Here is a 23,478-nt window from a genome sequence, read left to right as displayed (position 1 = left end):
CCACATCCTGCCACCCGGTCCCTGCGGCCGGAGGTCCCGGGGTGGACGCTGTGGAAACCCGCGGTGAACGGCGGCCCTGTGGAGGACCGTCAGGCAGTCGTCGTCGTGGAGCCCGGCGCGGCGTACTGCACGTCGATCGCGTGCTGCGTGAACCCCGACCGACGGTAGAGCGCCAGCGCGGGCTCGTTGTCGCCCTCCACGTAGAGCGCCGCCGCCGCGAGTCTACGACCGGTCAGCCGGGCCGTCCCCGCACGCATGAGCACCCCGCCGAGCCGCTGCCCCTGCAGGTCCGGACGCACGGCCACGGCGTAGAACTCGCCGACGTCGCCCTCGACCTTGAGCCAGCACGAGCCGGCCAGACGGCCCGCGGCGTCGCGGAGCAGGAGCAGGTCGTCGCCGGAGAACCAGTCGTCGGCCTCGCGGGCGCGGAGGTCGTCGAGCGTCATCCGGCCCTGTTCGGGGTGGTGCGCGAACGCGGCGGCGTTGAGCGCGAGCCAGTCGGCTTCGTCGCCGGGGTCGCCGGCGCGGAAGGAGGACAGCGTGTAGCCGTCCGGCAGGTCGAGTGCAGGGGGAGCGGCTGCGATGGGGGCACGGAGCTGCAGCAGCGTGCGGACGGCGGTCCAGCCGAACTGCGTCGCGAGCGCCCGCGCAGCGGGGTGGTCCCCGTGCGCCCACGCGAGTGTCGGTGTGGGAGTGACCACGGGGGCGGCCCCGCCGTCCAGCCCGAGCACCCGCGTGACGAGGGCGGTCCCGAGGCCCTGGCCCCGCGCCTCCAGGGCGACCACCAGTTCCAGCTCGGCGTCGCGGACCACGGCGACCCCGCGCTCGTCGCCGACGACCGTCGCGCGGCCGGCGCGCACGTCGACCAGGGTCTGGTCGGAGAACGGGCGGGGTTCCCCGCGGACGGTGAAGCGCTCGAGCGCGACGGCCACGACCGTGCCTACTGGGCGGTGAGGCGGTCGGCCTCGTCGTCGTAGACGTTGAAGCGGTACCCGACGTTGCGGACGGTGCCGATGAGCGACTCGAGGTCGCCGAGCTTGGCCCGGAGCCGCCGGACGTGCACGTCGACCGTCCGGGTGCCGCCGAAGTAGTCGTAGCCCCAGACCTCGCTGAGCAGCTGCTCGCGGGTGAAGACGCGCGACGGGTGGGTCGCGAAGAAGCGGAGGAGCTCGAACTCCTTGAAGGTGAGGTCGAGCGGCCGGCCGCGGACCTTCGCCGAGTAGCTCGCCTCGTCGATGACGACACCGGACGCCTGGATCTTCGACCCGGTCTGGTTCTTCGACGCGCGACCGGCACTGAGCCGGATGCGGGCGTCGACCTCGGCGGGGCCCGCGGTCTCGAGCACGACGTCGTCGACGTTCCACTCGCTGTTCACCGCGGTGAGGCCGCCCTCGGTGACGACCAGGATGATCGGGGTGGTCGAGCCGCTCGTCGCGAGGATCTTGCACAGGGCCTTCGCACTGGCGAGGTCGGTGCGGGCGTCCACGAACATGAGGTCGCTCTGCGGCGCGTTGACCAGCTGGGCGGCCTCGGCGGGCACGTGGCGGATCCGGTGGCTCAGCAGACCGAGACTCGGCAGGACGTCGCCGGGCGCGGCTGAGGTGAGTACCAGGAGCTGGGCCACAGGACCTCCAGGGCGTGGGGGAGTCGTGCACACATCCTAGTGATGCTCGGGAAGTCCCCCGCCGACCGGACGGTCGGGAGTGCGGTGAACGGCATGCCCGAGGCGGCGTGCTCGGCGCGCGCCGGGACGGGCCGGACGCGCTCCTGTCATGATGGGGCGCGTGACCGAGCCCGTTCCGCCCACCGACCAGCGTCGTCTCAAGCTGACCTCCGTGCTGCCGGTCTGGGTGCTGGCGGTCGTCGGCGCCGTGCTCGTCCTGACCCTGACGGACAAGGACTCGTTCGCGTGGCTCCTGCTCGTCTTCGTGCTGTGCGTGCTCGTCAGCTTCGTGCTGCAGCTCATCACCGCGACGAAGGACGGACTGGTCGAGCGGATCAGCATCGCGTCGTCGGGGTCGTTCGTCGTGGTGCTGGTGACGGCAGTGCTGCTGCTGACGCTGCGCTGACGCGCAGCGCTGACGCGCCGCAGTGCTGCGGCGCTGCGCTCACGCGCCGCAGTGCTGCGGCGCTGCGCTGACGCGCCGCCCGCGGGCTGGCGTGGTCAGGCGCGCCGCGTAGACTCGCGGCATGGATTCGCTGCTTGCGCTCGAGCTCTTCTACGTCGGCCTTCTCGGCCTGGCGTCGCTCGCGATCGCGTTCGTCTCGGTGACCGTCGTCGTGAAGCTGTTCAAGGGTCAGCGTTGATCGAACTGCCCGAGGGCCTCGCCCCCGAACTCGTCCCGCTGTCCTGGCTCGTCGGTGTCTGGGAGGGCACGGGCGTGGTGGAGTACCCCGTCGGTGACGAGGACGAACCGCGCAAGTACGAGTTCGGCCAGCGTGTGAGCTTCAGCCACGACGGGCTGCCCTACCTCAACTACTCCTCCACCACGTGGCTGCTCGACGACGAGCACACGCCCCTGGCGGCCGAGATGGGCTACTGGCGGATCGACCGTCCGTCCGAGCCCGGGGACCGCGGTCCGGCGATGCTCCTCGGCGAGGGGCCGACCCCGTTCAGTACGGTCGAGAGCGTCGAGGCGCTCCGGAACACCACCGACGGCTTCGACGTCGAGGCGGCGATCATCCACCCGACGGGCGTCAACGAGCTCTACGTCGGCCGTGTCCGCAAGGGTCGCATCGACCTCGCGACGGACGCCGTGATGCGCTCGCCGAACGCGAAGGACTACTCCGCGGCGACCCGCCTGTACGGCCTGGTCGAGGGGAAGCTGTTCTGGGCGTGGGACATCGCCGCGCTCGGCAAGGAACTCACCTCGCACGCCTCGGGGCAGCTCGCGAAGGTCGACTGATGAGCGCGTTCGCCGCTCGTGACGGGTTCGTGGCGACCGACTCCGGTCCGGCCGCCCACTTCGGCAACCCCCTCGGCGAGCAGCGCCTGCTCGCCCGTGGCCGTGCTGTCGTCGAGCTCGGCCTGGGCGTCGTGACCGTCTCCGGTCCGGACCGGCTGTCGTGGCTCAACTCGATCACGTCGCAGCTGCTCCTCGGCCTCGAGCCGGGCGTCTCCACCGAGACCCTGGTTCTCGACCAGTCCGGCCGGGTCGAGCACGCCGCCCGCGTCGTCGACGACGGTTCGGTGGCGTGGCTGCTGACCGAGCCGGCCGACGCCGCGCCACTGGCAGTGTGGCTGTCGTCGATGCGGTTCATGCTCCGGGTCGAGGTGGCCGACCGCTCGGCAGAGCTCGCGACGATCGGCTGGTTCGGTGCGTCCGCCCCGTTCGCTGCGGTCGACCTGCCGGACACGCCACTCGCCGAGTGGGTCGACCCGTGGGCGTCCGTCACGCCCGGTGGATGGGGCTACGCGAGCCTGGAGGCGCATCCCGGCTCCGACTGGACCCTCCGGATCGCGGTGGTCACGCCCGGCACCGCGACCGCGATCGCCGCGTCGGACGAACCCGCCGCGGGGCTCCTCGCGTACGAGGCACTGCGGATCGCCGCCTGGCGTCCCGCGCTGTCCGACGTGGACGAGCGCACCATCCCGCACGAGCTCGACTGGCTCCGTTCCGCCGTGCACCTGTCGAAGGGGTGCTACCGCGGGCAGGAGACCGTCGCGAAGGTGCACAACCTCGGGCACCCGCCGCGCCGCCTGGTGATGCTGCACCTCGACGGCTCGGACGCCGTCCTGCCCGCGCCGGGGACCCCGGTCGTGCTCGACGACAAGGAGGTGGGGCGACTCGCTGCCTCGGCGGTGCACCACGAGCTCGGGCCGATCGGCCTCGCGATCGTGAAGCGCTCCCTCGACCCGGCGGCGACGCTGACGCTCACCGCCGACGACGTGGTCGTGACGGCCACGCAGGAGACCATCGTCCCGCCCGAGGCCGGCGCCACCGCCAACGTGCCGCGGCTGCCGCGGCTCGGAGCGGTCCGCCGCTCGTAGGCTTCGCCCCCCGCTGCCTGCTGCCTGCCGCCCGCTGCCCGCTGCCCGCGGTCTTTCCCCGCTGAACACCGGTGTTCGTCGGTCGCACCCCGACATGTCGGTGTTCGGCGGACAGGCACCGGTGTTCAGCGGACAGGCTCCGGACAGGCACCGGTGTTCAGCGGACAGGCTCCGGACAGGCACCGGTGTTCAGCGACTGGGGTACTCCGCCGGAGCGACCGTGGCCCACGGCACGCTGAGCTCGCCGAGCCGCCAGCGGGACGTGCCGTGCAGCACCGGCCACCCCCGGTCGCGCATCCCCTGCACCGCGCCGAGCCACCGCTGCCGTGGCCCGTACGTGCCGAGCGGTGCCGAAACCGCCCACGCCAGGTCGAGGTCCCGCAGGAACGCGTGCACCCGTTCACCGGGCACGTTCCGGTGGATGAGCGCCTTCGGCAGCCGTTCGGCCACGATCGAGGGCACGTCGAGTCCGGCGAGCCGGAGCGACACCGTGAAGGTCTGCGGCGCGACGTCGTCGAGCGTCACCCACGAGGCCACGCGCCCCACCTCGTTGCACGTCCCCTCGACGAGCGCACCGCCCGGTTGCAGCCGGTCCTGCATGACCCGCCACGCGCCGACGACCTCGGACTCGTCGTACTGGCGCAGCACGTTGAAGGCGCGGATCACTGCCGGCCGACGGTTCCCGGGGGTCGGTGTCTCGAAGCCGCCGAGCCGGAAGGTCACCCCGTCGCGGGTGCCGGCGTTCGCGAGCGCCACCCGTGCGGGTTCGATCTCGATCCCGGTGACCTCGACGTCGGGACGGACCCGGGCCAGCCGGTCCCGGAGCTCGAGCGTCGTCGTCGGACTCGCCCCGTAGCCGACGTCGGCGACGAGCGGGTCGGAGGTCCGCCGGAGGGCGGGCAGCGCGGCGATCCACCGGTCGACGCGACGGAGCCGGTTGTACCCGGTGGTCCCGCGCGTCACGTTCCCGATGGGCATGCCACCAGGGTACGGGCCGCGCACCGCTCGGTAGGATCGGTGGCATGACCTCCACGCTCGTCCTGCTCCGTCACGGCAACAGTGACTGGAACCAGAAGAACCTGTTCACCGGTTGGGTCGACGTCCGGCTCAGCGAGCTGGGCGAGAAGGAGGCGAAGCGCGCCGGCGAGCTGATCGCCGACTCCGGCATCGTCCCCGACGTCCTGTACACCTCGCTCCTCACCCGTGCCATCCAGACGGCGGACATCGCCCTGCTCGAGGCCGACCTCGCCTGGCTGCCGGTCAAGCGCGACTGGCGTCTCAACGAGCGCCACTACGGCGATCTGCAGGGCAAGGACAAGGCGCAGACGCTCGAGCAGTACGGCGAGCAGCAGTTCATGGAGTGGCGCCGGTCGTTCGACGTCCCGCCGCCCCCCATCGCCGACGACGCCGAGTGGTCGCAGTACGGTGACCGCCGCTACGCCGACCTCGGCGACGCCCTGCCCCGCACCGAGTCGCTGAAGCTCGTGATCGACCGCCTGCTGCCCTACTGGGAGTCGGAGATCACGAAGGACCTCGCCGCCGGCAAGACCGTGCTGGTGACGGCCCACGGCAACTCGCTGCGTGCGCTCGTGAAGCACCTCGACGGCATCTCCGACGACGACATCGCGGCCCTCAACATCCCGACGGGCATCCCGCTGGTGTACGAGCTCGACGACGAGTTCCGTCCGACGAAGCCCTCGTACTACCTCGACCCCGAGGCCGCTGCTGCGGGTGCCGCCGCGGTCGCCGCGCAGGGCGCCAAGAAGTAACAGCGCACGCAGGAACGCCCCGCCTGGTCACCAGGCGGGGCGTTCGTGCGTGTGCGGGGCGTCGTGCGCTGTGCGGGGCTTCGCGAAAGCGACAGTCTGCCGCGAACGTCCCGCCGACTCCTGTCGCTCTGCCGGGAGGAACGGATCACCGCTCCGACCAAGCGTCGCTTCCGCAGCATGGTCGGATCCTCGGGCCGCGGCTGGTCAGACGAAGTGCGAGGCGATCTCCTGCACGAGGGCGCCGACGTCGTACGCCTTCGTGGTGTCCACCCGGACGACCGGGACGCCGGGCAGCCCGACCGGCTGCGCGGATGCCCCGTGCTCGTCCCAGAACGCGACGATCTCGGCGTACTCGCCGTGGACGGCGTGCCGCGGCGGCACGGTGTCGGGCTCGTACCGGTCCCGCAGCCGGTCCTCGGCGGTGGCCCGGTCGACGTCGCACCACACCTCGACGGCGCGGGGCGACCCGGCGGAGGCGAGCCCTGCCTCCAGGAAGGAACGGTCACGCGCCGGGAGCCAGACGGCGTCGAGGACGACCCCGTTCTCGACGGCCCGTGCCATCGACCACATCGTCTCCATCGCGATGGCGCCGAGCTGCCGCGACGCGATCATCGGGCCGGCGATGTCCGCGAGGGGCTCCTTGATCCGGTCCTTCGACAGGAACGGACAGCCGAGCACCTCGGCGAGGGCGGCACCGATCGTGCTCTTGCCGGAACCGGGCATGCCGTTGACGATGATCGCGACCTGGGCCATGCCACGATCCTCCCAGACGGGAGGGCCCCGGTCAGACGCCGGCGGTCGCGGTCGAGGCGCCCGTCCAGTCGCCGGTCGCCAGGTACTCGACCTTCTTCGCGATCGACACCGCGTGGTCGGCGAAGCGCTCGTGGTAGCGGGAGGCCAGGGTGGCGTCGACCGTGTCGATCGGCCCGCCCTTCCAGGCCTCGCCGAGCACGAAGTCGAAGACGCTGGCGTGCAGCTCGTCGACGGCGTCGTCCTCGTCGCGGATCTCGGCCGACAGGGCGATGTCCTCGGTGGCGAGCAGGCGCGTGAGCTTCTGCGCCATCGCGACGTCGTGCTTGCCCATCTCCTTGAAGGTGCTGCGGAGGCCCTTCGGCACGACCTTCTCGGGGAAACGCTGGCGGGCGAGCTGCGCGATGTGCTCGGCCATGTCGCCCATCCGCTCGAGGGACGAGCTCACCCGCAGGGCGGTGACGACGACGCGCAGGTCGCGGGCGACCGGGGCCTGGCGGGCCAGGATGTCGATCGCGATCTCGTCGAGGCTGTTGGCCGCGCGGTCGATCTTCGCGTCGTCGGCGATGACCTCCTCGGCGAGGGCGACGTCGGAGTCGCTGAAGGCCTGGGTGGCACGGGTGATGGCGGACTCGACGAGCCCGGCGATCTCGGTCAGTCGCTCCTGGACGTCCTGGAGTTCCTGCTGGAAGACTTCGCGCATGGGGGAGTACCTCTCTCTGCGTACCGGTCGAGTGTCGTCAGCTCAGGTGAACGAACGGTGACGTCGGGCTGAACGCTTCGCGTTCCGGACCCGGAAGCGCCCGGAACCGGGGTGAACGGGGCCCGAACCCCGTGTGACCATCCCTACACTGGCGGCATGGACAACGCGTGGCTCGTGCCACTGTCGATGCTCCTCGGCGGGGTCTTCGGCGCGGGCGTCGTGGTGCTGATCATCACCGCCGAGCGCACGGCCCGTGCAGCGGACGTCGCGGAACGCACCCTGCCGGACGGCGTCGCCGCGGTGATCTCGACGATGCACAACCCGGCCGTGGTGGTCGACCCGTCGAACACGGTCGTCGCCGCGTCGCCGCAGGCACTGACGGTGGGACTCGTGGTGCGGCGGAAGCTCGTGCACCAGGAGCTCGCCGACCTGGTCGACCGGGTGCGCAAGAGCGGTGAGATGGGGTCGGAGGACCTCGAGCTCCCGCGTGGCCGACGGGGCGAGCTCATCGGCTACCTGAGCTTCCGGGCCGCGCAGCTCGGGAACCGGTACGTGCTCGTGACGGCGGACGACCTCACCGAGAGCCGCCGGATCGACGAGGTCCGGCGTGACTTCGTCGCGAACATCTCGCACGAGCTGAAGACCCCGATCGGCGCGATCGGCCTGCTCTCCGAGACCCTCGTCGCCGCTGCGGACGAACCGCAGCACGTCCGGAAGTTCGCCGCGCAGCTCGTCACCGAGTCCGAACGGCTCGCGGCCCTGACGAAGGACATCATCGAGCTCTCGCGGCTGCAGTCCGTCGACGCGCTGGAGAACAGCGAGGAGACCTCGATCGACCGCATCGTGCAGGCCGCGGCCGACGCGAACGAGATCGTGGCGCGCGCCCGGGACATCGAGCTGGTGCGGGCGAAGAAGTCGAAGCTGCGGGTCATGGGCGACCCGGGGCTCCTGCAGATCGCGGTGTCGAACCTCATCGCGAACGCGGTCAAGTACTCCCCGGACCACACGCGCGTCGGCATCGGCGTCCGGTCCGCGAAGGGCTTCGTGGAGATCGCCGTCACCGACCAGGGCGTCGGCATCCCCGAGGCCGACCTCGACCGGGTGTTCGAGCGGTTCTACCGCGTCGACCCCGCGCGCTCCCGAGCCACCGGTGGTACCGGCCTCGGACTCGCGATCGTCAAGCACGTCGTCGGCAACCACGGCGGCGACGTCCGCGTCTGGTCTCAGCCCGGCAAGGGTTCGACCTTCACCATCCGTCTCCCCGAGGCGGACACCGAACTGACCACAGCACTCGAAGAGCAACTGGAAGAGCAGCAATCGTGACCAAGATCCTCATCGTCGACGACGAGCCGGCCCTGAGCGAGCCCCTGGAGTTCCTGCTGCAGCGTGAGGGGTACGAGACCTCCGTCGCTGCGGACGGCGTGACCGCGCTGTCGAAGTTCGACGCGGAGAACCCCGACCTGGTGCTGCTCGACCTCATGCTGCCGGGTCTCTCCGGTACCGAGGTGTGCCGGCAGATCCGCACCCGCTCGAACATCCCGATCATCATGCTGACGGCGAAGGACTCCGAGGTGGACATCGTCGTCGGGCTGGAGCTCGGTGCCGACGACTACGTGACGAAGCCGTACTCGACGCGGGAGCTCCTCGCTCGCATCCGTGCCGTGCTCCGTCGCCGCACCGAGGACGACCCGGCGGAGAGCGGCATCCTGCAGGTTGGCGGGATCCGGATGGACGTCGAGCGGCACACGGTGCAGGTGGACGGCTCCGAGACGCCGATGCCGCTCAAGGAGTTCGAGCTGCTCGAGCTGCTGCTCCGGAACGCCGGTCGTGTGCTCACCCGTGGGCAGCTCATCGACCGGGTCTGGGGGTCGGACTACTTCGGGGACACGAAGACCCTCGACGTGCACATCAAGCGCATCCGGTCGAAGATCGAGCGCGTCCCGAGCGCCCCGGAGATCCTGGTCACGGTGCGCGGACTCGGCTACCGCATCGAGGGCTGAGCCCGCACGCACCGCACGCAGCGCCCGTCACGCGGGTGCGGCAGTGGTCGCAACCGACTGGAGGCCCGGTGCCGGTCCGTGGGACCGGCACCGGGCCTCCCGGCGGTTGCGTCTGTTCCGACTAGCCGTTCGTGCCGGCGTCGCCGCTGGACGAGTCGGTCGCCGAGTCGCCGGGCTGCGTCCCCGGGGCGGTCGCGTCGCCGGTCGGCTGCGTGCCGCTGTTCGACGGCGAGGTCGAGGTGCTCGTCGGGGTGGGCGTCGGCGCGAGGGTCTGGTACTCCTCCTGCGCGCTGGTGAGCACCGGCACGCTGGCGGAAACGCCCTCGGCGCCGGAGTACGAGAAGTAGACCTTGACGAGCGAGCCCGGCTTGGCGTCCGCGCTGTCGAAGACGACCTCGTTGCCGGTGCCGGCCTTCGTGCCCTGCGTCTGGGTGCCCTGGTCCTCGGTGCCGCCGGTCGGCTGCGTGTCGGAGGCCATCGCGAGGTCGACGTGGGTGTTCGCCGGGACGTCGACGGTCTGGGTGTCGCCCCCGACCTCGATCGAGAGGGTGATGTCGCCCTTCTCGGCGGTGTTGACGAGGGTGCCGATGAAGCGGGCGCCGTCGCCGTCGTCCGAGATGAGCAGCGCGTTGCGGACGGCGATCTTGCCCGTCGTCACGTCCACGCCGTCGGTGATCTGCTTGATCTCCGTGGTCTGGGCGGGCGACATGAACTCGCACCCGGTGGCGCCGAGCGCGATGGTTGCCGCAACGGCGACGGACACGAGTACCCGAGCTCGCAAGAGATTCCTCCGGAAGATCACGATGTGGACCGGACGGTCCGAACTCCACCATCCTAGCGAGGACCTGGGAGCCGCCGTGGTTAGGTATCCCTTACCCCAATTCTGCTTGTGGTAAACTGGGTGTCTCGGAACGGAGCCTGATACATGCAATTCGAGGTCGGCGAGACCGTGGTCTACCCCCATCACGGGGCGGCAACCATCTCTGAAGTGAAGACGCGCGTCATCAAGGGTGAGGAAAAGGTCTACCTGAAGTTGCGGGTCACCCAGGGTGACCTGACGATCGAGGTACCGGCGGACAACGTCGACCTGGTCGGAGTCCGCGACGTGATCGGCAAGGAAGGCCTCGACAAGGTGTTCGAGGTCCTGCGGGCCCCGTTCACCGAGGAGCCCACCAACTGGTCCCGTCGGTACAAGGCGAACCTCGAGAAGCTCGCTTCCGGCGACGTCATCAAGGTGTCAGAGGTCGTCCGCGACCTCTGGCGGCGCGACCAGGACCGCGGCCTGTCCGCGGGCGAGAAGCGGATGCTGGCCAAGGCGCGGCAGATCCTCATCTCCGAGCTGGCGCTGGCTGAGAAGACCGACGAGGACAAGGCATCGACCGTCCTCGACGAAGTCCTCGCGTCCTGAGCACACTGCACGCCACGACCACGACCGCACGGTTCCCCGAAGGGGTGGACCGGGCGGTCGTCGTCGTTGCGGCGGGTTCCGGCACGCGGCTCGGCATCGGCACGGCGAAGGCGTTCGTGCCGGTCGCCGGATCGCTCATGCTGGCGCGTGCACTGGAGCCGCTCTTCACGCTGCCGTCCCCGACGCTCGTCGTCGTGGTCGCGCCGGCGTCGCTCCTCGACGAGTGTCGTGACGTGGTCGCGTCGGTCGCGGGGGCGGCGGTCGAGTACACGGCGGTCGTCCCCGGAGGAACGGATCGCCACGGCTCGGTCGAGGCCGGCCTGGCCGTGCTGCCGCACTCCGTCACCTCGGTGCTGGTGCACGACGCAGCCCGCTGTCTGACACCGGCGGCCCAGTTCACGCGGGTGTTCGATGCGGTCTCCGCCAGCACAGCGGCGGGCAGCCCGGTCGGCTTCGTCCCCGCGCTCCCCGTGACGGACACCGTGAAGCGGGTCGACGGTGACGTCGTCGTCGAGACCGTCGAGCGGTCCGCGCTCGTCGGTGTGCAGACGCCGCAGGGCTTCCCGCTCGCGGCACTCCGGCGGGCGTACGCCGTGGCCGAGCGTGCCGAGACCGACGACGCCGGGGTGTTCCAGGCAGCGGGCGGCATGGTGCGCTTCGTCCCCGGCGACGCCGACGCGTTCAAGATCACCACGCCGTGGGACCTCGGTCGTGCCGAGTCGATCGTGCGGTCCCGGGCTGCCGGTCCGGCTGGTGCGGTCAGCCCGAGGGTCGGGCTCGGCGTGGACGTCCACGCGTTCGACGACGCATCGCCCTGCCGGGTGGGGCTGCTCGACTTCCCCGGCGAGCCCGGGCTCTCCGGCCACAGCGACGGTGACGCGGTGGCCCACGCCGTGTGCGACGCGCTGCTCTCCGCCGGTGGGCTCGGCGACATCGGCGGACGGTTCGGCACGTCCGACCCCGCCTACGCCGGTGCATCCGGTGACGTCTTCATCCGCGGTGCCGTGTCGGCCCTGGCCGGTGCGGGTCTGACGGTCACGTCGGTGACGGTGCAGGTCATCGCGAACCGTCCGCGTATCGGCACCCGGCGCAGCGAGATGCAGGACGCCCTCGCAGCGGTCGTCGGGGCGCCCGTCGCGGTGTCCGGCACGACGACGGACGGGCTCGGGTTCACCGGGCGGGGCGAGGGGCTCGCGGCGATCGCGACGGCGATCGTGCGGTCGGTCTGACGCGCTGACCGCCCTCCGGAAACGGGGGTCGCTCGCCGATTAGGCTGGGCGCGTGACCGTTCGCCTGTACGACTCCCGCGCCGCAGCCGTCGTCGACCTCGTCCCGCTGGTCGACGGTCACGTGAGCATGTACGTGTGCGGTCCCACCGTGCAGTCCTCGCCGCACATCGGGCACCTCCGCTCCGCGCTGGTCTACGACATCTGGCGCCGCTGGCTGACGTACCGCGGCCTCCGCGTGACCCTGGTGCGGAACGTCACCGACATCGACGACAAGGTGCTCGACCTGGCATCGGGCACCGACGAGGAGTGGTTCGCCCGGGCGTACCGCGTCGAGCTCGAGTTCACCGCCGCGTACAACGCCCTCGGCATCCTGCCCCCGACGTACGAGCCCCGCGCCACCGCGAGCGTGCCGCAGATGCACGACATCATCGCCCGGCTCATCGAGCGCGGCCACGCCTACGCCGCAGCCGACGGGTCCGGCGACGTGTACTTCGACACGGGCAGCTGGGAGTCCTACGGCGCCCTCACGCGCCAGCGCCGCGAGGACATGGTCGAGGCCGCCGACGCCGATCCCCGTGGCAAGCGCGACCCCCGTGACTTCGCGCTCTGGAAGGGTGCGAAGCCCGGCGAGCCCCCGACCGCCAACTGGGACTCGCCCTGGGGGCCCGGACGCCCGGGCTGGCACATCGAGTGCTCGGCGATGTCCCGCCGGTACCTCGGGCCGGCGTTCGACATCCACGGCGGTGGGCTCGACCTCCGGTTCCCGCACCACGAGAACGAACTCGCGCAGTCGACCGCGGCCGGCGACCCGTTCGCGTCGTACTGGCTGCACAACGGGCTCGTGTCCGTCGACGGACAGAAGATGTCGAAGTCGCTCGGCAACTCGATCTTCGCCGCGGACTTCCTCGCAGCGGCTCGTCCCGCGGTCGTCCGGTACTTCCTCGGCGCAGCCCACTACCGCTCCTCGATCGACCACCACGACGGTTCCCTGGCCGAGGCCGAGGCGGCGTACGACCGCATCGAGGGCTTCCTGTCGCGGGCGGCGAAACGACTCGAAGGGGTTCGCCTGGCCGACGCTCCGGGGGTCCCCGACGCCTTCGCCGCGGCGATGGACGACGACCTCGCGGTGCCCCAGGCGCTCGCCGTGCTGCACGAGACGGTCCGCACCGGCAACGCCGCGCTCGACCAGGACGATGCGGAAGCGCTCGGAACCGCGTACCATCAGGTGGCCGCGATGGTCGAGGTGCTCGGCATCGATCCGCGAGCAGCGCACTGGTCGGGTGGCGGCCACGACGCATCGGCCGCACCACTCGCAGCCCTCGTCGAACGCCTCGTGCAGGAGCGCGCCGACGCCAGGGCCGCACGCGACTTCGCTACGGCAGACCGCGTGCGCGACGATCTCGCATCCGCGGGCATCACCATCGAAGACACCGCAGCTGGTACACGCTGGAGCATCGCCTGACAACGGCAGTGCCGGACAGGAGAGAGCAATGAAGAACGTCTCGGGGAGCAAGAAGGGCCGGCCCGGCGCCGTCCGCTCCGGCCGCAAGGGGAACAAGCAGGTCGGCTCCGGCGGCCAGGGCGCGCAGGCGCTCGAGGGGCGCAAGCCCACGCCGAAGGCCGAGGACCGGCCGTACCACCCCGCCGGCAAGCGCAAGGCGGCCAAGGAGCGCTTCGAGGCGGCCCGGGGGCGTCACGGTGCGTCGAACTCGCCGCAGCAGCGGACCGGCCGTCCGCCGACACGGAAGTCCGACGACCACGAGCTCGTCACCGGTCGCAACTCGGTGCTCGAGGCGCTGCGCACGAAGACCCCGTCGACGACGCTGTACATCGCCGCCCGCATCGAGGTCGACGACCGCGTGAAGGAGATCCTCGCGCTCGCCAACCACCGTGGCGTCGCGATCATGGAGATCATGCGTCCGGAGCTCGACCGCATCACGGGCCACGACAGTGTGCACCAGGGTGTCGCGCTGAAGGTGCCGGCGTACGAGTACGCCGTCGCCGAGGACGTCGTGGAGCGCGCCTTCGCGAAGGACGAGGTCCCGCTCATGGTGGCCCTCGACGGCATCACCGACCCGCGCAACCTCGGTGCGATCATCCGCTCGACCGCGGCCTTCGGTGGTCACGGCGTCATCGTGCCGCAGCGCCGCTCCGTCGGTGTGACGGCCAGCGCGTGGAAGACCTCGGCCGGTGCCGCTGCCCGGACGCCCGTCGCGATGGCGCCGAACCTCACGCAGACGCTGAAGTCCCTCAAGTCCATGGGCCTGTTCGTCCTCGGGCTCGACGGTGACGGCGACGTGGAGCTCGACGCCCTCGAACTCGCCGACCGTCCGATCGTGATCGTCGTCGGATCCGAGGGCAAGGGCCTGTCGCGCCTCGTCACCGAGACCTGCGACGCCATCGTGTCGATCCCGATCTCGAGCGCGACCGAGTCCCTCAACGCGGGCATCGCGGCGAGCGTCACCCTCTGGGAGGTCGCCCGGCGCCGTCGCGCCGAGTAGTCCGGCACTCCACGGAACAGCGATGGTCGCCTCCCGGTCGGGGAGGCGACCATCGCTGTTCGGCGGGCACGGGTGCGCCGGCGTCAGACCGTGGCGCGCCAGTCCTCGACGTCGTCGGGGGAGGCCGGCTCGGCGTCGTCGACGACCGGGATCGGCAGCGTCATCGACGACGTCGGCGGGTTGATCAGCAGTCGCTCGTCACGGCGGTGCCGCAGCACGTCGTTGATGTACGCGGTCGTGGCCTCGGGCAGGGACACCGAGCGCTCCTCTTGCTGGGACATGAACCAGCGGTGCTCGAGCAGCTCGTGGAACACCTCGGCCGGTTCGAGTCGCCCGCGGAGGTCGCGCGGGATCGACCGGATGACCGGCTCGAACACCCGCGAGACCCACTCGTGCGCGACCATCTCCTCGTCGAGGAGGTCGCGGCCGTTGCGTGCCCGGTACGAGTCGAGGTCGTTGAGCAGCCGACGGGCCTGGTTCTCGCCGGCGTCGAGGCCGGTGAGGCGCAGCAGCCGTCGCTGGTGGTGTCCGGCGTCCACGACCTTCGGCTGGATGCGCACCTGCGAGCCGCCCTCGGTGGTGTGGATCGAGAGCTCCTCGATGTCGAAGCCCAGGGCGTTGAGTCGTTCGACGCGGTCGTTGATGCGCCAGCGCTCCCGGATGTCGAACTGCTCGGTACCGGTGAGCTCCTTCCAGAGCGTCCGGTACTGCGCGACGATCCGGTTCGAGACGTCCACCGGGTCGGCGTTCTCGTCGAGGCGGCCGCCGGCTTCGAGGTCGAGCAGTTCGCCGGCGATGTTCACCCGCGCGACCTCGAGGTCGTTCTCCCGCTGCCCGTTCGACAGGCCGCCCGGGTAGAGCTTGCCGGTCTCGGCGTCGACCAGGTAGGCGGCGAACGAGCCGGCGTCGCGACGGAAGAGCGTGTTCGAGAGCGAGACGTCGCCCCAGTAGAAGCCGATCACGTGCAGGCGGACGAGCAGCAGCGCCAGGGCGTCGACGAGCCGCGTGGCGGTGTCCGGACGCAGCGTCTGCGAGTACAGCGCGCGGTACGGCAGCGAGAACCGCAGGTGCCGGGTGACGAGCACGGGGTGGAGCGGCTCCCCGTCGGCGCTCACCCGGTTCGTGATGACCGCGACCGGGTCGACGCACGGCACGTCCATGCGCTGCAGGGTGCGGAGCATCTCGTACTCGGAGCGTGCGACCTCTTCGCCGGTCTCCTTCACGGCGGCCACGTACCCGCTCAGGTGCACGAAGCGGACGAGGTGCCGCGAGATGCCCTTCGGCAGGGCGACGATCGTGTCGTCGGGCCAGTCCGCGAGGGGCACGTCCCACGGCAGGTCGAGGAGTCCGGGGTCGACGGTGGCTGCGGTGATGGACATCGAGTCGGACACGGTGGGTTCCTCTGGTACCGGGGTGAGAACGGACGGGAGGCGCGGTGCCAGCTGGCACCGCGCCTCCTGTGAGTGACCTTCCAGCGTTACGCGCTGACGACGGCCTTGTCGTCGAGCCGCTCGCCCGACTCGGTGTCGAAGGCGTGCACGTGGCCCGACTTCGGCGTCACGACGATGGTGTCGCCGATCGACGGGTGCGAACGGCCGTCGACGCGGGCGACGATGTCGACGCGCGAGCCCTTGACGTCAGCGTGACCGTAGAGGTAGCCGTCGGCGCCGAGCTCCTCGACCACGTCGACCGTGACCGGCAGACCCTCGCCCGACGACGACACGACGACGTCCTCGGGGCGGATGCCGACGGTGATCTGGGCGGAACGTGCGTTGGAGAGCGTGTCGCGGTCGATCGCGTGGTTCAGCGTGCCGAACTTGATCCCGCCCTCGACGACGTCGGCCGGCAGGAGGTTCATCGCCGGCGAGCCGATGAAGCCCGCGACGAAGACGTTGTTCGGCTTCTCGTAGAGGTCGCGCGGGGTGCCGACCTGCTGCAGGATGCCGTCCTTGAGCACCGCGATGCGGTCACCCATGGTCAGGGCCTCGGTCTGGTCGTGCGTGACGTAGACCGTGGTGACGCCGAGACGACGCTGCAGCGAGGCGATCTGAGTGCGGGTCTGGACGCGGAGCTTGGCGTCGAGGTTCGACAGCGGCTCGTCCATGAGGAACACCTGCGGCTGACGGACGATCGCACGGCCCATCGCGACGCGCTGACGCTGACCACCGGAGAGGGCCTTCGGCTTGCGGCCGAGGTAGTCCTCGAGGTCGAGGAGCTTCGCGGCTTCCTGCACGCGGGTGGCGCGCTCGTCCTTGCCGACACCGGCGATCTTGAGCGCGAAGCCCATGTTCTCGGCGACGGTCATGTGCGGGTACAGCGCGTAGTTCTGGAACACCATCGCGATGTCGCGGTCCTTCGGCGGGACGTCGGTGACGTCGCGGTCACCGATGCGGATCGCGCCGGAGTTGACCTCTTCGAGGCCGGCGAGCATGCGCAGCGAGGTGGACTTGCCACAACCCGAGGGGCCGACGAGGACGAGGAACTCGCCGTCGGCGACGTCCAGGTCGAGGGAGTCGACCGCGGGACGGGTGCCTCCGGGGTAGAGACGGGTTGCCTTGTCATAGGTGACTGACGCCATGAGCGTTCGGTCCTTCCTTCACCGGCAGGTACGTGCCGGACGATCCGAGTGAAGCGGTTGCCCGTGGGGGCCCCGGATGGTCGTCGTCGACCATCGAGGTCAATACAACACGATCCGACCCGGGTGCGCCAGTGTTCTCGTCTGGTTGGGTGGTTCCAGGAAGCCCCCACTACAATCGGCGGGTCCGTCCGCGGAGCGGGGGTGCGCGGTGCGGACGACGACCAACGTGAGGACGACGACGCATGACCAACCGCCCCGAGGGTGACGCCCGCGCCGCGCGGAACCAACGCCGCGAAGCCGCACGAGCACGGGCCCAGCGCGCCCGTGCCCAGCAGAAGCGCCGGCAGCGCGGAGTCCGTCTGGGCCTGCAGATCGGCCTGGGCGTGGTGCTCCTCGCGGCGGCGACGATCGTCACGCTCGTGCTCGTCGACTCGGTGAAGCCCGCCGGCCCGGGCCCGGACAACATGGCGCAGGGCGGCATCACGATCGGGCAGGACCTCAAGGCGGTGACCGCGACGGGGTCCCCGGCGCCGAGCGCGACCGACGGCTCCGGCGCCGTGCGCATCACGATGTACATCGACTACCTCTGCCCGACGTGCGGCCAGTTCGAGGACGCCAACGGCGCGTACATCGAGAGCCTCGTCGACTCGGGTGCCGCCACGGTCGACATCCACCCGATCGCGATCCTGTCGAACCGCTCGCAGGGGACGAAGTACTCGCTCCGTGCGGCGAACGCCGCCGCCTGCGTCGCGGACAAGTCCCCGGACCAGTTCTTCGCGGTGAACAAGGCGCTGTTCGCGAAGCAGCCGGAGGAGAACACCGCCGGGCTCACCGACGCTCAGCTCACGAAGCTCGTGACCGGCGTCGACGGCCTGCGGGAGCGTTCCGCCATCACGAACTGCATCCAGGACCAGACGTTCGCGAAGTGGGTCGACGAGCGGACCAGCGCGGTGACGGACGGTGACATCCCGGGATCGTCGCTCAAGGAGTTCCCGGGGACGCCGATCGTCCTCGTGAACGGGCAGCACCACCAGCTCACCTCGCCGATCACCAACGACGACTTCCGGACGTTCGTGGTGACGGCCGCGGGGTCGACCGACGCCACCCCGACGCCGACACCGACATCGACGCCGACCCCGACGCCCAGCGCGACGACCACGCCGAGCCCCACACCGTCGGCCACCGCGAGCTGACACCTGCTCCGCCGCGGCAGGCGGTGCCGACGGCTACAGCGATGAGCCGGGGACGCTGAAGGTGTCGCAGGACGTCGCGCCCTGCTGGTAGCCCCGGATGAACCAGTTCTGGCGCTGCTCGCTCGTGCCGTGGGTGAACGAGTCGGGGTCGACCCGGCCGCTCGAGCGTTCCTGGATGCTGTCGTCGCCGACGGCGCTCGCGGCGGACAGTGCGTCGTCGATCTGCGTCCGGGTGATCGGCTCGAAGAAGGTCTCGCCGTTCGCGTCCTTCGTGTTCGCCGCGTCGCCCACCCAGGCCCCGGCGTAGCAGTCGGCCTGCAGCTCGACGCGGACACTGCCCGACGATGCACCGGTGCCGGAACGGTCCGTGGCGGCGAACGCCCCCTGGAGCTGCTGGACGTGGTGGCCCCACTCGTGGGCGACGACGTACATCTGCGCGAGCGGGCCGCCGGAGGAGCCGTACCGCGACTGCAGGTCGTCGTAGAACGCGGTGTCCAGGAAGATCGAGCGGTCCGGCGGGCAGTAGAACGGGCCGGTCGACGCCGAGGCCTGGCCGCAGCCGGTGTCGGTCGAACCGGTGAACAGCACGAACCCCGGCGTCGTGTACGAGATCCCGAGCTGCCGGGACTCCGACGCCCAGTACGCGTCGAGCGACTCGGCCGCGCCCTCCATCCGGCAGTCGATCTTCAGGTTGGCGTCGCGGCCCGTCCGGCACTCGCTCGCCGCGTCGACGGTGTCGCCCTCCTGCTGGATCTGGGTGGTGCCACCGCCGCCACCGACGAGACCACCGAGGTCGACACCGGTGAACTGCGCGATGAGGAACACCACGATCGCGCCGATGCCCACCGCGCCACCGCCGATCGCCGCCGTCCGGCCACGCCGCGTGACCTTCCCGCCCTTGAGCTCGGAGTCGTCGTTGAACGTCATGCTCCCGAATGTACGGACCAGCCGAGGGTCGTGCACCAGACCGCGAGTAGACAGGCGTCATGCCGAACCTCGACGAAGCCCACCCCCTGTTCCTGTTCGCGATGGACCAGCGGTCGTCGCTCCTCGAGCACACCTACGACGAGCCCGGTGGTGAGCCCGCCGACGAGGCCGAGGCGGAGCGGGTCCGCGCCGGCAAGCAGCTCGTGTACCGGGGCGTGCTCACGGCGCTCGCCGCGGGTGCGTCCCGGGACCGCACCGGCGTCCTGGTCGACGAGCGGTACGGCGCCGACGTCGCGCGGCTGGCGAAGGAGGCCGGCCTGCAGCTCGCGATGCCGGTCGAACGCTCGGGCCGGGAGTGGTTCGAGCTCGAGTACGGGGACGACTGGCTCGCACACGTCGACGCGTTCGACCCCGACTGGGTGAAGGTGCTCGTCCGGGACAACCCCGCGTTCGACGCCGCTCGCCGGGAGCAGCAGGCGTCCGAGCTCGCGGCGGTGTCGTCCGCCCTGCACGACGCCGGGCGCCCCTTCCTGGTCGAGCTGCTCGTGCCGGGCACCGACGACCAGGAGGCGTCGGTGGAGGACTACGACCGCGACCTCCGCCCGGACCTCGTCGTCCAGGTGCTCGAGTACCTGCAGGACCACGGTGTCGAGGCCGACGTGTGGAAGCTCGAGGGGCTCGACACCCGTGCCGATGCCGAACGGGTCGTCGCCACCGCGCGCCGGGGTGGCCGCGACACCGTGCAGTGCATCGTGCTCGGTCGGGACGCCCCCGAGGAGCAGCTCGACCACTGGCTGCGCACCGCGGCACCCGTGGACGGCTTCGTCGGGTTCGCGATCGGCCGGAGCAACTGGGAGGAACCGCTCGAGGACGTCGTCCGCGAGCACCTCGACACCGAGGCGGCCGAGCAGCTCATCGCCGCGAACTACCGGCACTTCGTCGACACGTGGCTCGAAGCCCGCGGTGACGTCGAGCACGGAGTGGACGCCGGCGCGTTCTGAGTCAGGTCCGGATCAGCGGCTCCATCGACGCGAGCTCCGCGCCGATCCCGACGTCGACCAGCTCGATCCGTCCGGCCAGCGTCGCCGCCGGCCCGGTCAGCAGGCCCGCCTTCACCCCGCCGAACGTGACGGTGACGTCGGCGTGCAGGACGTGGTCGTCGGCGACCCCGCCGGTGTCCACGTCGATCCCGCTCGGCACGTCGACCGCGACGACGAACGGGGCCCGCTGGTCGCGCGCGAGTTCACTGATCGCGTCCACCACCTCGCGCGCAGGGGACCGGAGCCCGGACGGTCCGCGCACCCCGATGCCGAGGATCCCGTCGAGGACGATGTCCGCGTCGAGCGCCGCCTCGGTCGTGACCGCCGCCAGGCGGTCGCCGACCCGCGGCGCTGCCGCCCGCAGGATGTCCGCGGCTCCGGCGGACACGTCCGGTCCGGACGTGTCGGACGGGCCCTCCAGGAGGCGCGCACCGGCGTCCAGCGCCGCTGCCAGGCCCGCCTCGTGCACACGTGAGCCGACGCGCAGGACCGCCACGTGCCTCCCGGCTGCCGCGAGGCGAGCACCTGCGAACAGGGCGTCCCCACCGTTGTCGCCGCTCCCCGCGAGGACGAGGACCGACCCCGGGCCGTCGTCCGGCCGGACGGCCGGGTCGTCGAGGAGGTCACCGACGATCCGGGCGAGCCCGTCGGCCGCCCGCTGCATGAGGGGTTCCCCCGCGTCGAGGTGCGGCCGCTCCGCCGCCCGGATCTGATCGCCGCCGTAGCCGTCCATGGCGACCACAGTGCCCGGATACCCTTGAGAGGTCATGTCACTCGTCCCCGAAGCGCCCCGACCCCGTGCCGTGATGTCCCCGGACGGCCTGCAGATCGCCACCTACGACTTCGGCGACCCCGAGGCGCCGGCCGTCGTCGCGGTGCACGGCTTCGCCTCCGGGGCCGTCCTGAACTGGCACGCCTCCGGCTGGACCCGCGACCTCGTCCGCGCCGGCTACCGCGTCGTCGCGCTCGACCAGCGCGGACACGGCGCCAGCGCGAAGCCGCACGACCCGTCCGCGTACTCGATGGAACTGCTCGTCGCCGACGTCACGACGGTCATCGACACGTACCTGCTCGACGACGTCGCGTACCTCGGGTACTCGCTCGGTGCCCGGGTCGGGTGGCACGCCGCCGAGCAGCTGCCCGCCCGCATCACTCGCGCCGTCTTCGGTGGCATCCCGGACGCCGACCCGATGCGCCGCGTGCGGGTGGACCAGGCGAAGGCCTTCCTCGCCGACGGCACCCCCGTCGAGGACCGCGTGACGAACGGGTACCTGACGATGGCATCGGGCATCGAGGGGAACGACCTCGCCGCCCTCGTGGCGATGGTCGAGGGGATGCGGGACAGCATCGAACCGACCCCGGCGAACGCACCGTCACAGCCGATCCTGATGGCCGCGGGCAGCGAGGACGGCATCCGCGACAGTGCGGTGCGGCTGGCGGAGGCGGCACCGGACGCGTCGTTCTTCGAGATCCCCGGGCGGAACCACTTCAACGCGCCGACCTCGCGCGCCTTCCGCGGGGCCGCGATCGCGTTCCTGCGGGCCTGACGCCTGTCCGCCCCGCGCTGAGGGGTACTCGCAGGTCCTCGTTGTCCCCGGGCCCCACGCGTACCGTCCCCGCCATGGACTACAGACTCCTCGGCAACAGCGGGACATCGGTGTCGACGCTGACCCTCGGCACCATGACGTTCGGCAGCGAAGCCGACGAACCCACCTCCCACGCCATGATCGACGCCTTCGTGGCGGCCGGCGGCACCCTGGTCGACACGGCCGACGTGTACTCCGGCAACGAGTCCGAGCGGATCATCGGCCGCTGGCTCGCGGCACACCCCACCGAGGCGGCGCAGGTCGTCCTCGCGACCAAGGGGCGCTTCCCGCAGGGCGACGGCCCGAACGACCTCGGGCTGTCCAGGCGGCACCTGCGCGTGGCACTCGACGCCTCGCTCGAGCGGCTCGGCGTCGACCACATCGACCTGTACCAGATGCACGCGTGGGACGCCCTGACGCCGATCGAGGAGACGCTGCGCTTCCTCGACGACGCGGTGTCCGCCGGCAAGATCGGCTCGTACGGCTTCTCGAACTACCTCGGCCACCAGATCACGAAGGCCGTGTACGAGGCCCGCGCGCACCACTTCGCACCCCCGGTCACGCTGCAGCCGCAGTACAACCTGCTCGTGCGCGACATCGAGCACGAGGTCGTCCCCGCCTGCCTCGACGCCGGGATCGGCCTGCTGCCCTGGTCGCCGCTCGCCGGCGGCTGGCTCACCGGGAAGTACCAGCGCGACGAGGCGCCCACGGGCACCACCCGCCTCGGGGAGAACCCGCAGCGCGGCATGGAGGCGTGGGAGGCCCGCAACGGCGACGAGCGCACCTGGGCCGTCCTCGACGCGGTGTCCGCGATCGCCGACGCCCACGGTGCGTCCCGCTCCCAGGTCGCGCTCGCGTGGCTCCTCGCACGTCCCGCCGTGACGAGCGTCATCCTCGGCGCCCGGACCGTCGAGCAGCTCGAGGACAACCTCGGCGCCGCAGACCTCGTCCTCGACCCGGCCGAGCTCGACACCCTCACCGAGGTCAGCGCTCCGCGGGTCGACGACTACCCGTACGGCACCGCCGGGGTCGCGCAGCGCGAGCGGAAGATCGCCGGCGGACGCTGACCGGACGGGGGCTGTCCGGGTTCTGCGGGTTTCCGCGAGGTTGGACAGGGGTGTGGACACCGCGAAGGGTGAGGTGTCACCATCACTGCACGACCGGCTGGTTACCGCGTCGAGCGCTCGGAACGCCCCCTGATCCGCGTTCCACGCGCCGGAAGCCCCGGGCGACGACGTCGCCCGGGGCTTCCGCATGTGGGGCCAGCAGCGGGACTTGAACCCGCAACCCCCGTATTACAAGTACGGTGCGCTACCAATTGCGCCATGCTGGCTCGCCCGCTCATCCTACCGACGAGCGGGCGGTGTTCACGCGTCCTGCTCGGCGCTCGACTTCTCCGAGAAGTTCAGCGAGATCGAGTTCATGCAGTACCGGTCACCCGTGGGGGTGCCGAACCCGTCCGGGAAGACGTGCCCGAGGTGCGAGCCGCAGTTCGCGCAGCGGACCTCGGTGCGGGCCATGCCGAGGGAGTTGTCCTCGAGCAGCTGCACCGCGTCCGGGTTCACCGACTCGTAGAACGACGGCCAGCCGCAGCCGGAGTCGAACTTCGTGCCGCTCTTGAACAGCTCCGCACCGCACGCCGCACACGTGTAGACGCCGGCGCGTTCCTCATCGAGGAGTTCGCCGGTCCAGGGACGCTCGGTCCCCGCCTGGCGGAGGACGGCGTACTGGTCCGGGGAGAGCTCCTCGCGCCACTGGGCGTCGGACTTGTCGACGTTGTATGCCATTGTTTCCTCCTGCTTC

At 71.1% G+C, this 23,478-nt stretch carries 25 protein-coding genes and 1 tRNA gene; 14 read left to right on the top strand and 12 right to left on the bottom strand.

All coding sequences use genetic code 11. The features are described from left to right. Window positions 1-89: 89 nt before the first annotated feature. Together mshD and BLT36_RS00585 are read right to left on the bottom strand one after the other, a co-directional pair. The gene (gene mshD / locus BLT36_RS00590) at window positions 90-932 is read right to left on the bottom strand and encodes a mycothiol synthase (protein WP_092091014.1); all 843 of its coding nucleotides are present in this window, start codon (window positions 930-932) and stop codon (window positions 90-92) included. 8 nt (window positions 933-940) lie between these two features. Beyond that, window positions 941-1,624, bottom strand: a complete 684-nt coding sequence (locus BLT36_RS00585) for a winged helix-turn-helix domain-containing protein (protein WP_092091012.1) — start codon at window positions 1,622-1,624, stop codon at window positions 941-943. A gap of 160 nt (window positions 1,625-1,784) precedes the next feature. On the opposite strand from BLT36_RS00585, the gene BLT36_RS00580 reads away from it, so the two are divergent. The 3 genes from BLT36_RS00580 (at window position 1,785) to BLT36_RS00570 (ending at window position 3,991) form a co-directional block, all read left to right on the top strand. Next, entirely contained in the window at window positions 1,785-2,069 is a 285-nt protein-coding gene (locus BLT36_RS00580) for a hypothetical protein (protein WP_139166299.1), read from the top strand. A gap of 234 nt (window positions 2,070-2,303) precedes the next feature. Beyond that, complete coding sequence (locus BLT36_RS00575; protein ID WP_092091008.1) at window positions 2,304-2,906, top strand: heme-binding beta-barrel domain-containing protein; 603 nt, start codon at window positions 2,304-2,306, stop codon at window positions 2,904-2,906. Next, window positions 2,906-3,991, top strand: a complete 1,086-nt coding sequence (locus BLT36_RS00570; RefSeq protein WP_092091006.1) for a CAF17-like 4Fe-4S cluster assembly/insertion protein YgfZ — start codon at window positions 2,906-2,908, stop codon at window positions 3,989-3,991. The genes BLT36_RS00575 and BLT36_RS00570 overlap by 1 nt, the downstream gene beginning before the upstream one ends. Before the next feature lie 189 nt (window positions 3,992-4,180). Here BLT36_RS00570 and BLT36_RS00565 read toward each other — a convergent pair whose 3' ends face one another. Further along, on the bottom strand, window positions 4,181-4,969 hold the full coding sequence (locus BLT36_RS00565) for a class I SAM-dependent methyltransferase (RefSeq protein WP_092091004.1): 789 nt from the start codon (window positions 4,967-4,969) through the stop codon (window positions 4,181-4,183). Between the two features lie 44 nt (window positions 4,970-5,013). On the opposite strand from BLT36_RS00565, the gene BLT36_RS00560 reads away from it, so the two are divergent. Further along, window positions 5,014-5,760, top strand: a complete 747-nt coding sequence (locus BLT36_RS00560; protein ID WP_092091002.1) for a phosphoglyceromutase — start codon at window positions 5,014-5,016, stop codon at window positions 5,758-5,760. Window positions 5,761-5,964: 204 nt separating this feature from the next. Here the strand turns inward: BLT36_RS00560 and BLT36_RS00555 are convergent, their stop codons facing one another. Further along, window positions 5,965-6,513: a P-loop nucleotide/nucleoside kinase family protein gene (locus BLT36_RS00555; RefSeq protein ID WP_092091000.1), complete on the bottom strand. Its 549-nt coding sequence runs from the start codon at window positions 6,511-6,513 to the stop codon at window positions 5,965-5,967. Between the two features lie 31 nt (window positions 6,514-6,544). Continuing rightward, the gene (phoU, locus tag BLT36_RS00550) at window positions 6,545-7,213 is read right to left on the bottom strand and encodes a phosphate signaling complex protein PhoU (RefSeq protein WP_092090998.1); all 669 of its coding nucleotides are present in this window, start codon (window positions 7,211-7,213) and stop codon (window positions 6,545-6,547) included. A 156-nt stretch (window positions 7,214-7,369) separates the two neighbouring features. On the opposite strand from phoU, the gene BLT36_RS00545 reads away from it, so the two are divergent. Both BLT36_RS00545 and BLT36_RS00540 read left to right on the top strand, forming a co-directional pair. After that, the gene (locus BLT36_RS00545) at window positions 7,370-8,536 is read left to right on the top strand and encodes a sensor histidine kinase (protein ID WP_092090996.1); all 1,167 of its coding nucleotides are present in this window, start codon (window positions 7,370-7,372) and stop codon (window positions 8,534-8,536) included. Beyond that, window positions 8,533-9,213, top strand: a complete 681-nt coding sequence (locus BLT36_RS00540; protein ID WP_092090994.1) for a response regulator transcription factor — start codon at window positions 8,533-8,535, stop codon at window positions 9,211-9,213. Before BLT36_RS00545 ends, BLT36_RS00540 begins: the two co-directional genes overlap by 4 nt. 121 nt (window positions 9,214-9,334) lie before the next feature. On the opposite strand, the gene BLT36_RS18525 is transcribed toward BLT36_RS00540, so the two are convergent. Beyond that, window positions 9,335-9,976, bottom strand: a complete 642-nt coding sequence (locus BLT36_RS18525; RefSeq protein WP_092090992.1) for a hypothetical protein — start codon at window positions 9,974-9,976, stop codon at window positions 9,335-9,337. A gap of 162 nt (window positions 9,977-10,138) precedes the next feature. On the opposite strand from BLT36_RS18525, the gene BLT36_RS00530 reads away from it, so the two are divergent. Genes BLT36_RS00530 through rlmB form a run of 4 tightly spaced genes read left to right on the top strand, consistent with a single transcriptional unit; the run spans window position 10,139 to window position 14,351 of the window. Then, entirely contained in the window at window positions 10,139-10,621 is a 483-nt protein-coding gene (locus tag BLT36_RS00530; protein ID WP_017888066.1) for a CarD family transcriptional regulator, read from the top strand. 44 nt (window positions 10,622-10,665) lie between these two features. Beyond that, entirely contained in the window at window positions 10,666-11,850 is a 1,185-nt protein-coding gene (gene ispD / locus BLT36_RS00525) for a 2-C-methyl-D-erythritol 4-phosphate cytidylyltransferase (protein ID WP_092090990.1), read from the top strand. Between the two features lie 52 nt (window positions 11,851-11,902). Next, on the top strand, window positions 11,903-13,312 hold the full coding sequence (gene cysS, locus BLT36_RS00520; protein ID WP_092090988.1) for a cysteine--tRNA ligase: 1,410 nt from the start codon (window positions 11,903-11,905) through the stop codon (window positions 13,310-13,312). Window positions 13,313-13,340: 28 nt separating this feature from the next. Then, window positions 13,341-14,351: a 23S rRNA (guanosine(2251)-2'-O)-methyltransferase RlmB gene (gene rlmB / locus BLT36_RS00515; protein WP_092090986.1), complete on the top strand. Its 1,011-nt coding sequence runs from the start codon at window positions 13,341-13,343 to the stop codon at window positions 14,349-14,351. A gap of 83 nt (window positions 14,352-14,434) precedes the next feature. On the opposite strand, the gene BLT36_RS00510 is transcribed toward rlmB, so the two are convergent. Both BLT36_RS00510 and BLT36_RS00505 read right to left on the bottom strand, forming a co-directional pair. Further along, window positions 14,435-15,742, bottom strand: coding sequence for a DUF4032 domain-containing protein (locus tag BLT36_RS00510; RefSeq protein WP_092090984.1), 1,308 nt, complete (start codon window positions 15,740-15,742; stop codon window positions 14,435-14,437). 86 nt (window positions 15,743-15,828) lie between these two features. Next, window positions 15,829-16,929, bottom strand: a complete 1,101-nt coding sequence (locus tag BLT36_RS00505; RefSeq protein ID WP_092090982.1) for an ABC transporter ATP-binding protein — start codon at window positions 16,927-16,929, stop codon at window positions 15,829-15,831. A 242-nt stretch (window positions 16,930-17,171) separates the two neighbouring features. On the opposite strand from BLT36_RS00505, the gene BLT36_RS00500 reads away from it, so the two are divergent. Then, window positions 17,172-18,122: a DsbA family protein gene (locus tag BLT36_RS00500; RefSeq protein ID WP_092090980.1), complete on the top strand. Its 951-nt coding sequence runs from the start codon at window positions 17,172-17,174 to the stop codon at window positions 18,120-18,122. A gap of 33 nt (window positions 18,123-18,155) precedes the next feature. Here the strand turns inward: BLT36_RS00500 and BLT36_RS00495 are convergent, their stop codons facing one another. Next, complete coding sequence (locus BLT36_RS00495) at window positions 18,156-19,049, bottom strand: KPN_02809 family neutral zinc metallopeptidase (RefSeq protein ID WP_092090977.1); 894 nt, start codon at window positions 19,047-19,049, stop codon at window positions 18,156-18,158. Window positions 19,050-19,108: 59 nt separating this feature from the next. Between BLT36_RS00495 and BLT36_RS00490 the strand changes: the two genes are divergently transcribed. Further along, window positions 19,109-20,050, top strand: coding sequence for a 2-deoxy-5-keto-D-gluconate 6-phosphate aldolase domain-containing protein (locus tag BLT36_RS00490; RefSeq protein WP_092090975.1), 942 nt, complete (start codon window positions 19,109-19,111; stop codon window positions 20,048-20,050). A gap of 1 nt (window position 20,051) precedes the next feature. Here BLT36_RS00490 and BLT36_RS00485 read toward each other — a convergent pair whose 3' ends face one another. Further along, window positions 20,052-20,822, bottom strand: a complete 771-nt coding sequence (locus tag BLT36_RS00485) for an NAD(P)H-hydrate epimerase (protein ID WP_092094177.1) — start codon at window positions 20,820-20,822, stop codon at window positions 20,052-20,054. A gap of 34 nt (window positions 20,823-20,856) precedes the next feature. Between BLT36_RS00485 and BLT36_RS00480 the strand changes: the two genes are divergently transcribed. Together BLT36_RS00480 and BLT36_RS00475 are read left to right on the top strand one after the other, a co-directional pair. Then, window positions 20,857-21,636 (top strand): alpha/beta fold hydrolase, encoded by a 780-nt coding sequence (locus BLT36_RS00480; RefSeq protein ID WP_092090973.1) that lies wholly within the window; start codon window positions 20,857-20,859, stop codon window positions 21,634-21,636. 74 nt (window positions 21,637-21,710) lie between these two features. Continuing rightward, window positions 21,711-22,742: an aldo/keto reductase gene (locus BLT36_RS00475; protein WP_092090971.1), complete on the top strand. Its 1,032-nt coding sequence runs from the start codon at window positions 21,711-21,713 to the stop codon at window positions 22,740-22,742. A gap of 190 nt (window positions 22,743-22,932) precedes the next feature. Here BLT36_RS00475 and BLT36_RS00470 read toward each other — a convergent pair. Then, a tRNA-Thr gene (locus BLT36_RS00470) sits at window positions 22,933-23,008 on the bottom strand. A 34-nt stretch (window positions 23,009-23,042) separates the two neighbouring features. Next, window positions 23,043-23,462, bottom strand: a complete 420-nt coding sequence (msrB, locus tag BLT36_RS00465) for a peptide-methionine (R)-S-oxide reductase MsrB (RefSeq protein WP_092090969.1) — start codon at window positions 23,460-23,462, stop codon at window positions 23,043-23,045. Between the last annotated feature and the right edge of the window lie 16 nt (window positions 23,463-23,478).

Source organism: Curtobacterium sp. UNCCL20 (assembly GCF_900101675.1).
Classification (GTDB): Bacteria; Actinomycetota; Actinomycetes; order Actinomycetales; family Microbacteriaceae; genus Curtobacterium.
The sequence above is the reverse complement of the archived record's forward strand: the minus strand, read 5'-3'. Positions and strand labels throughout refer to the sequence as shown.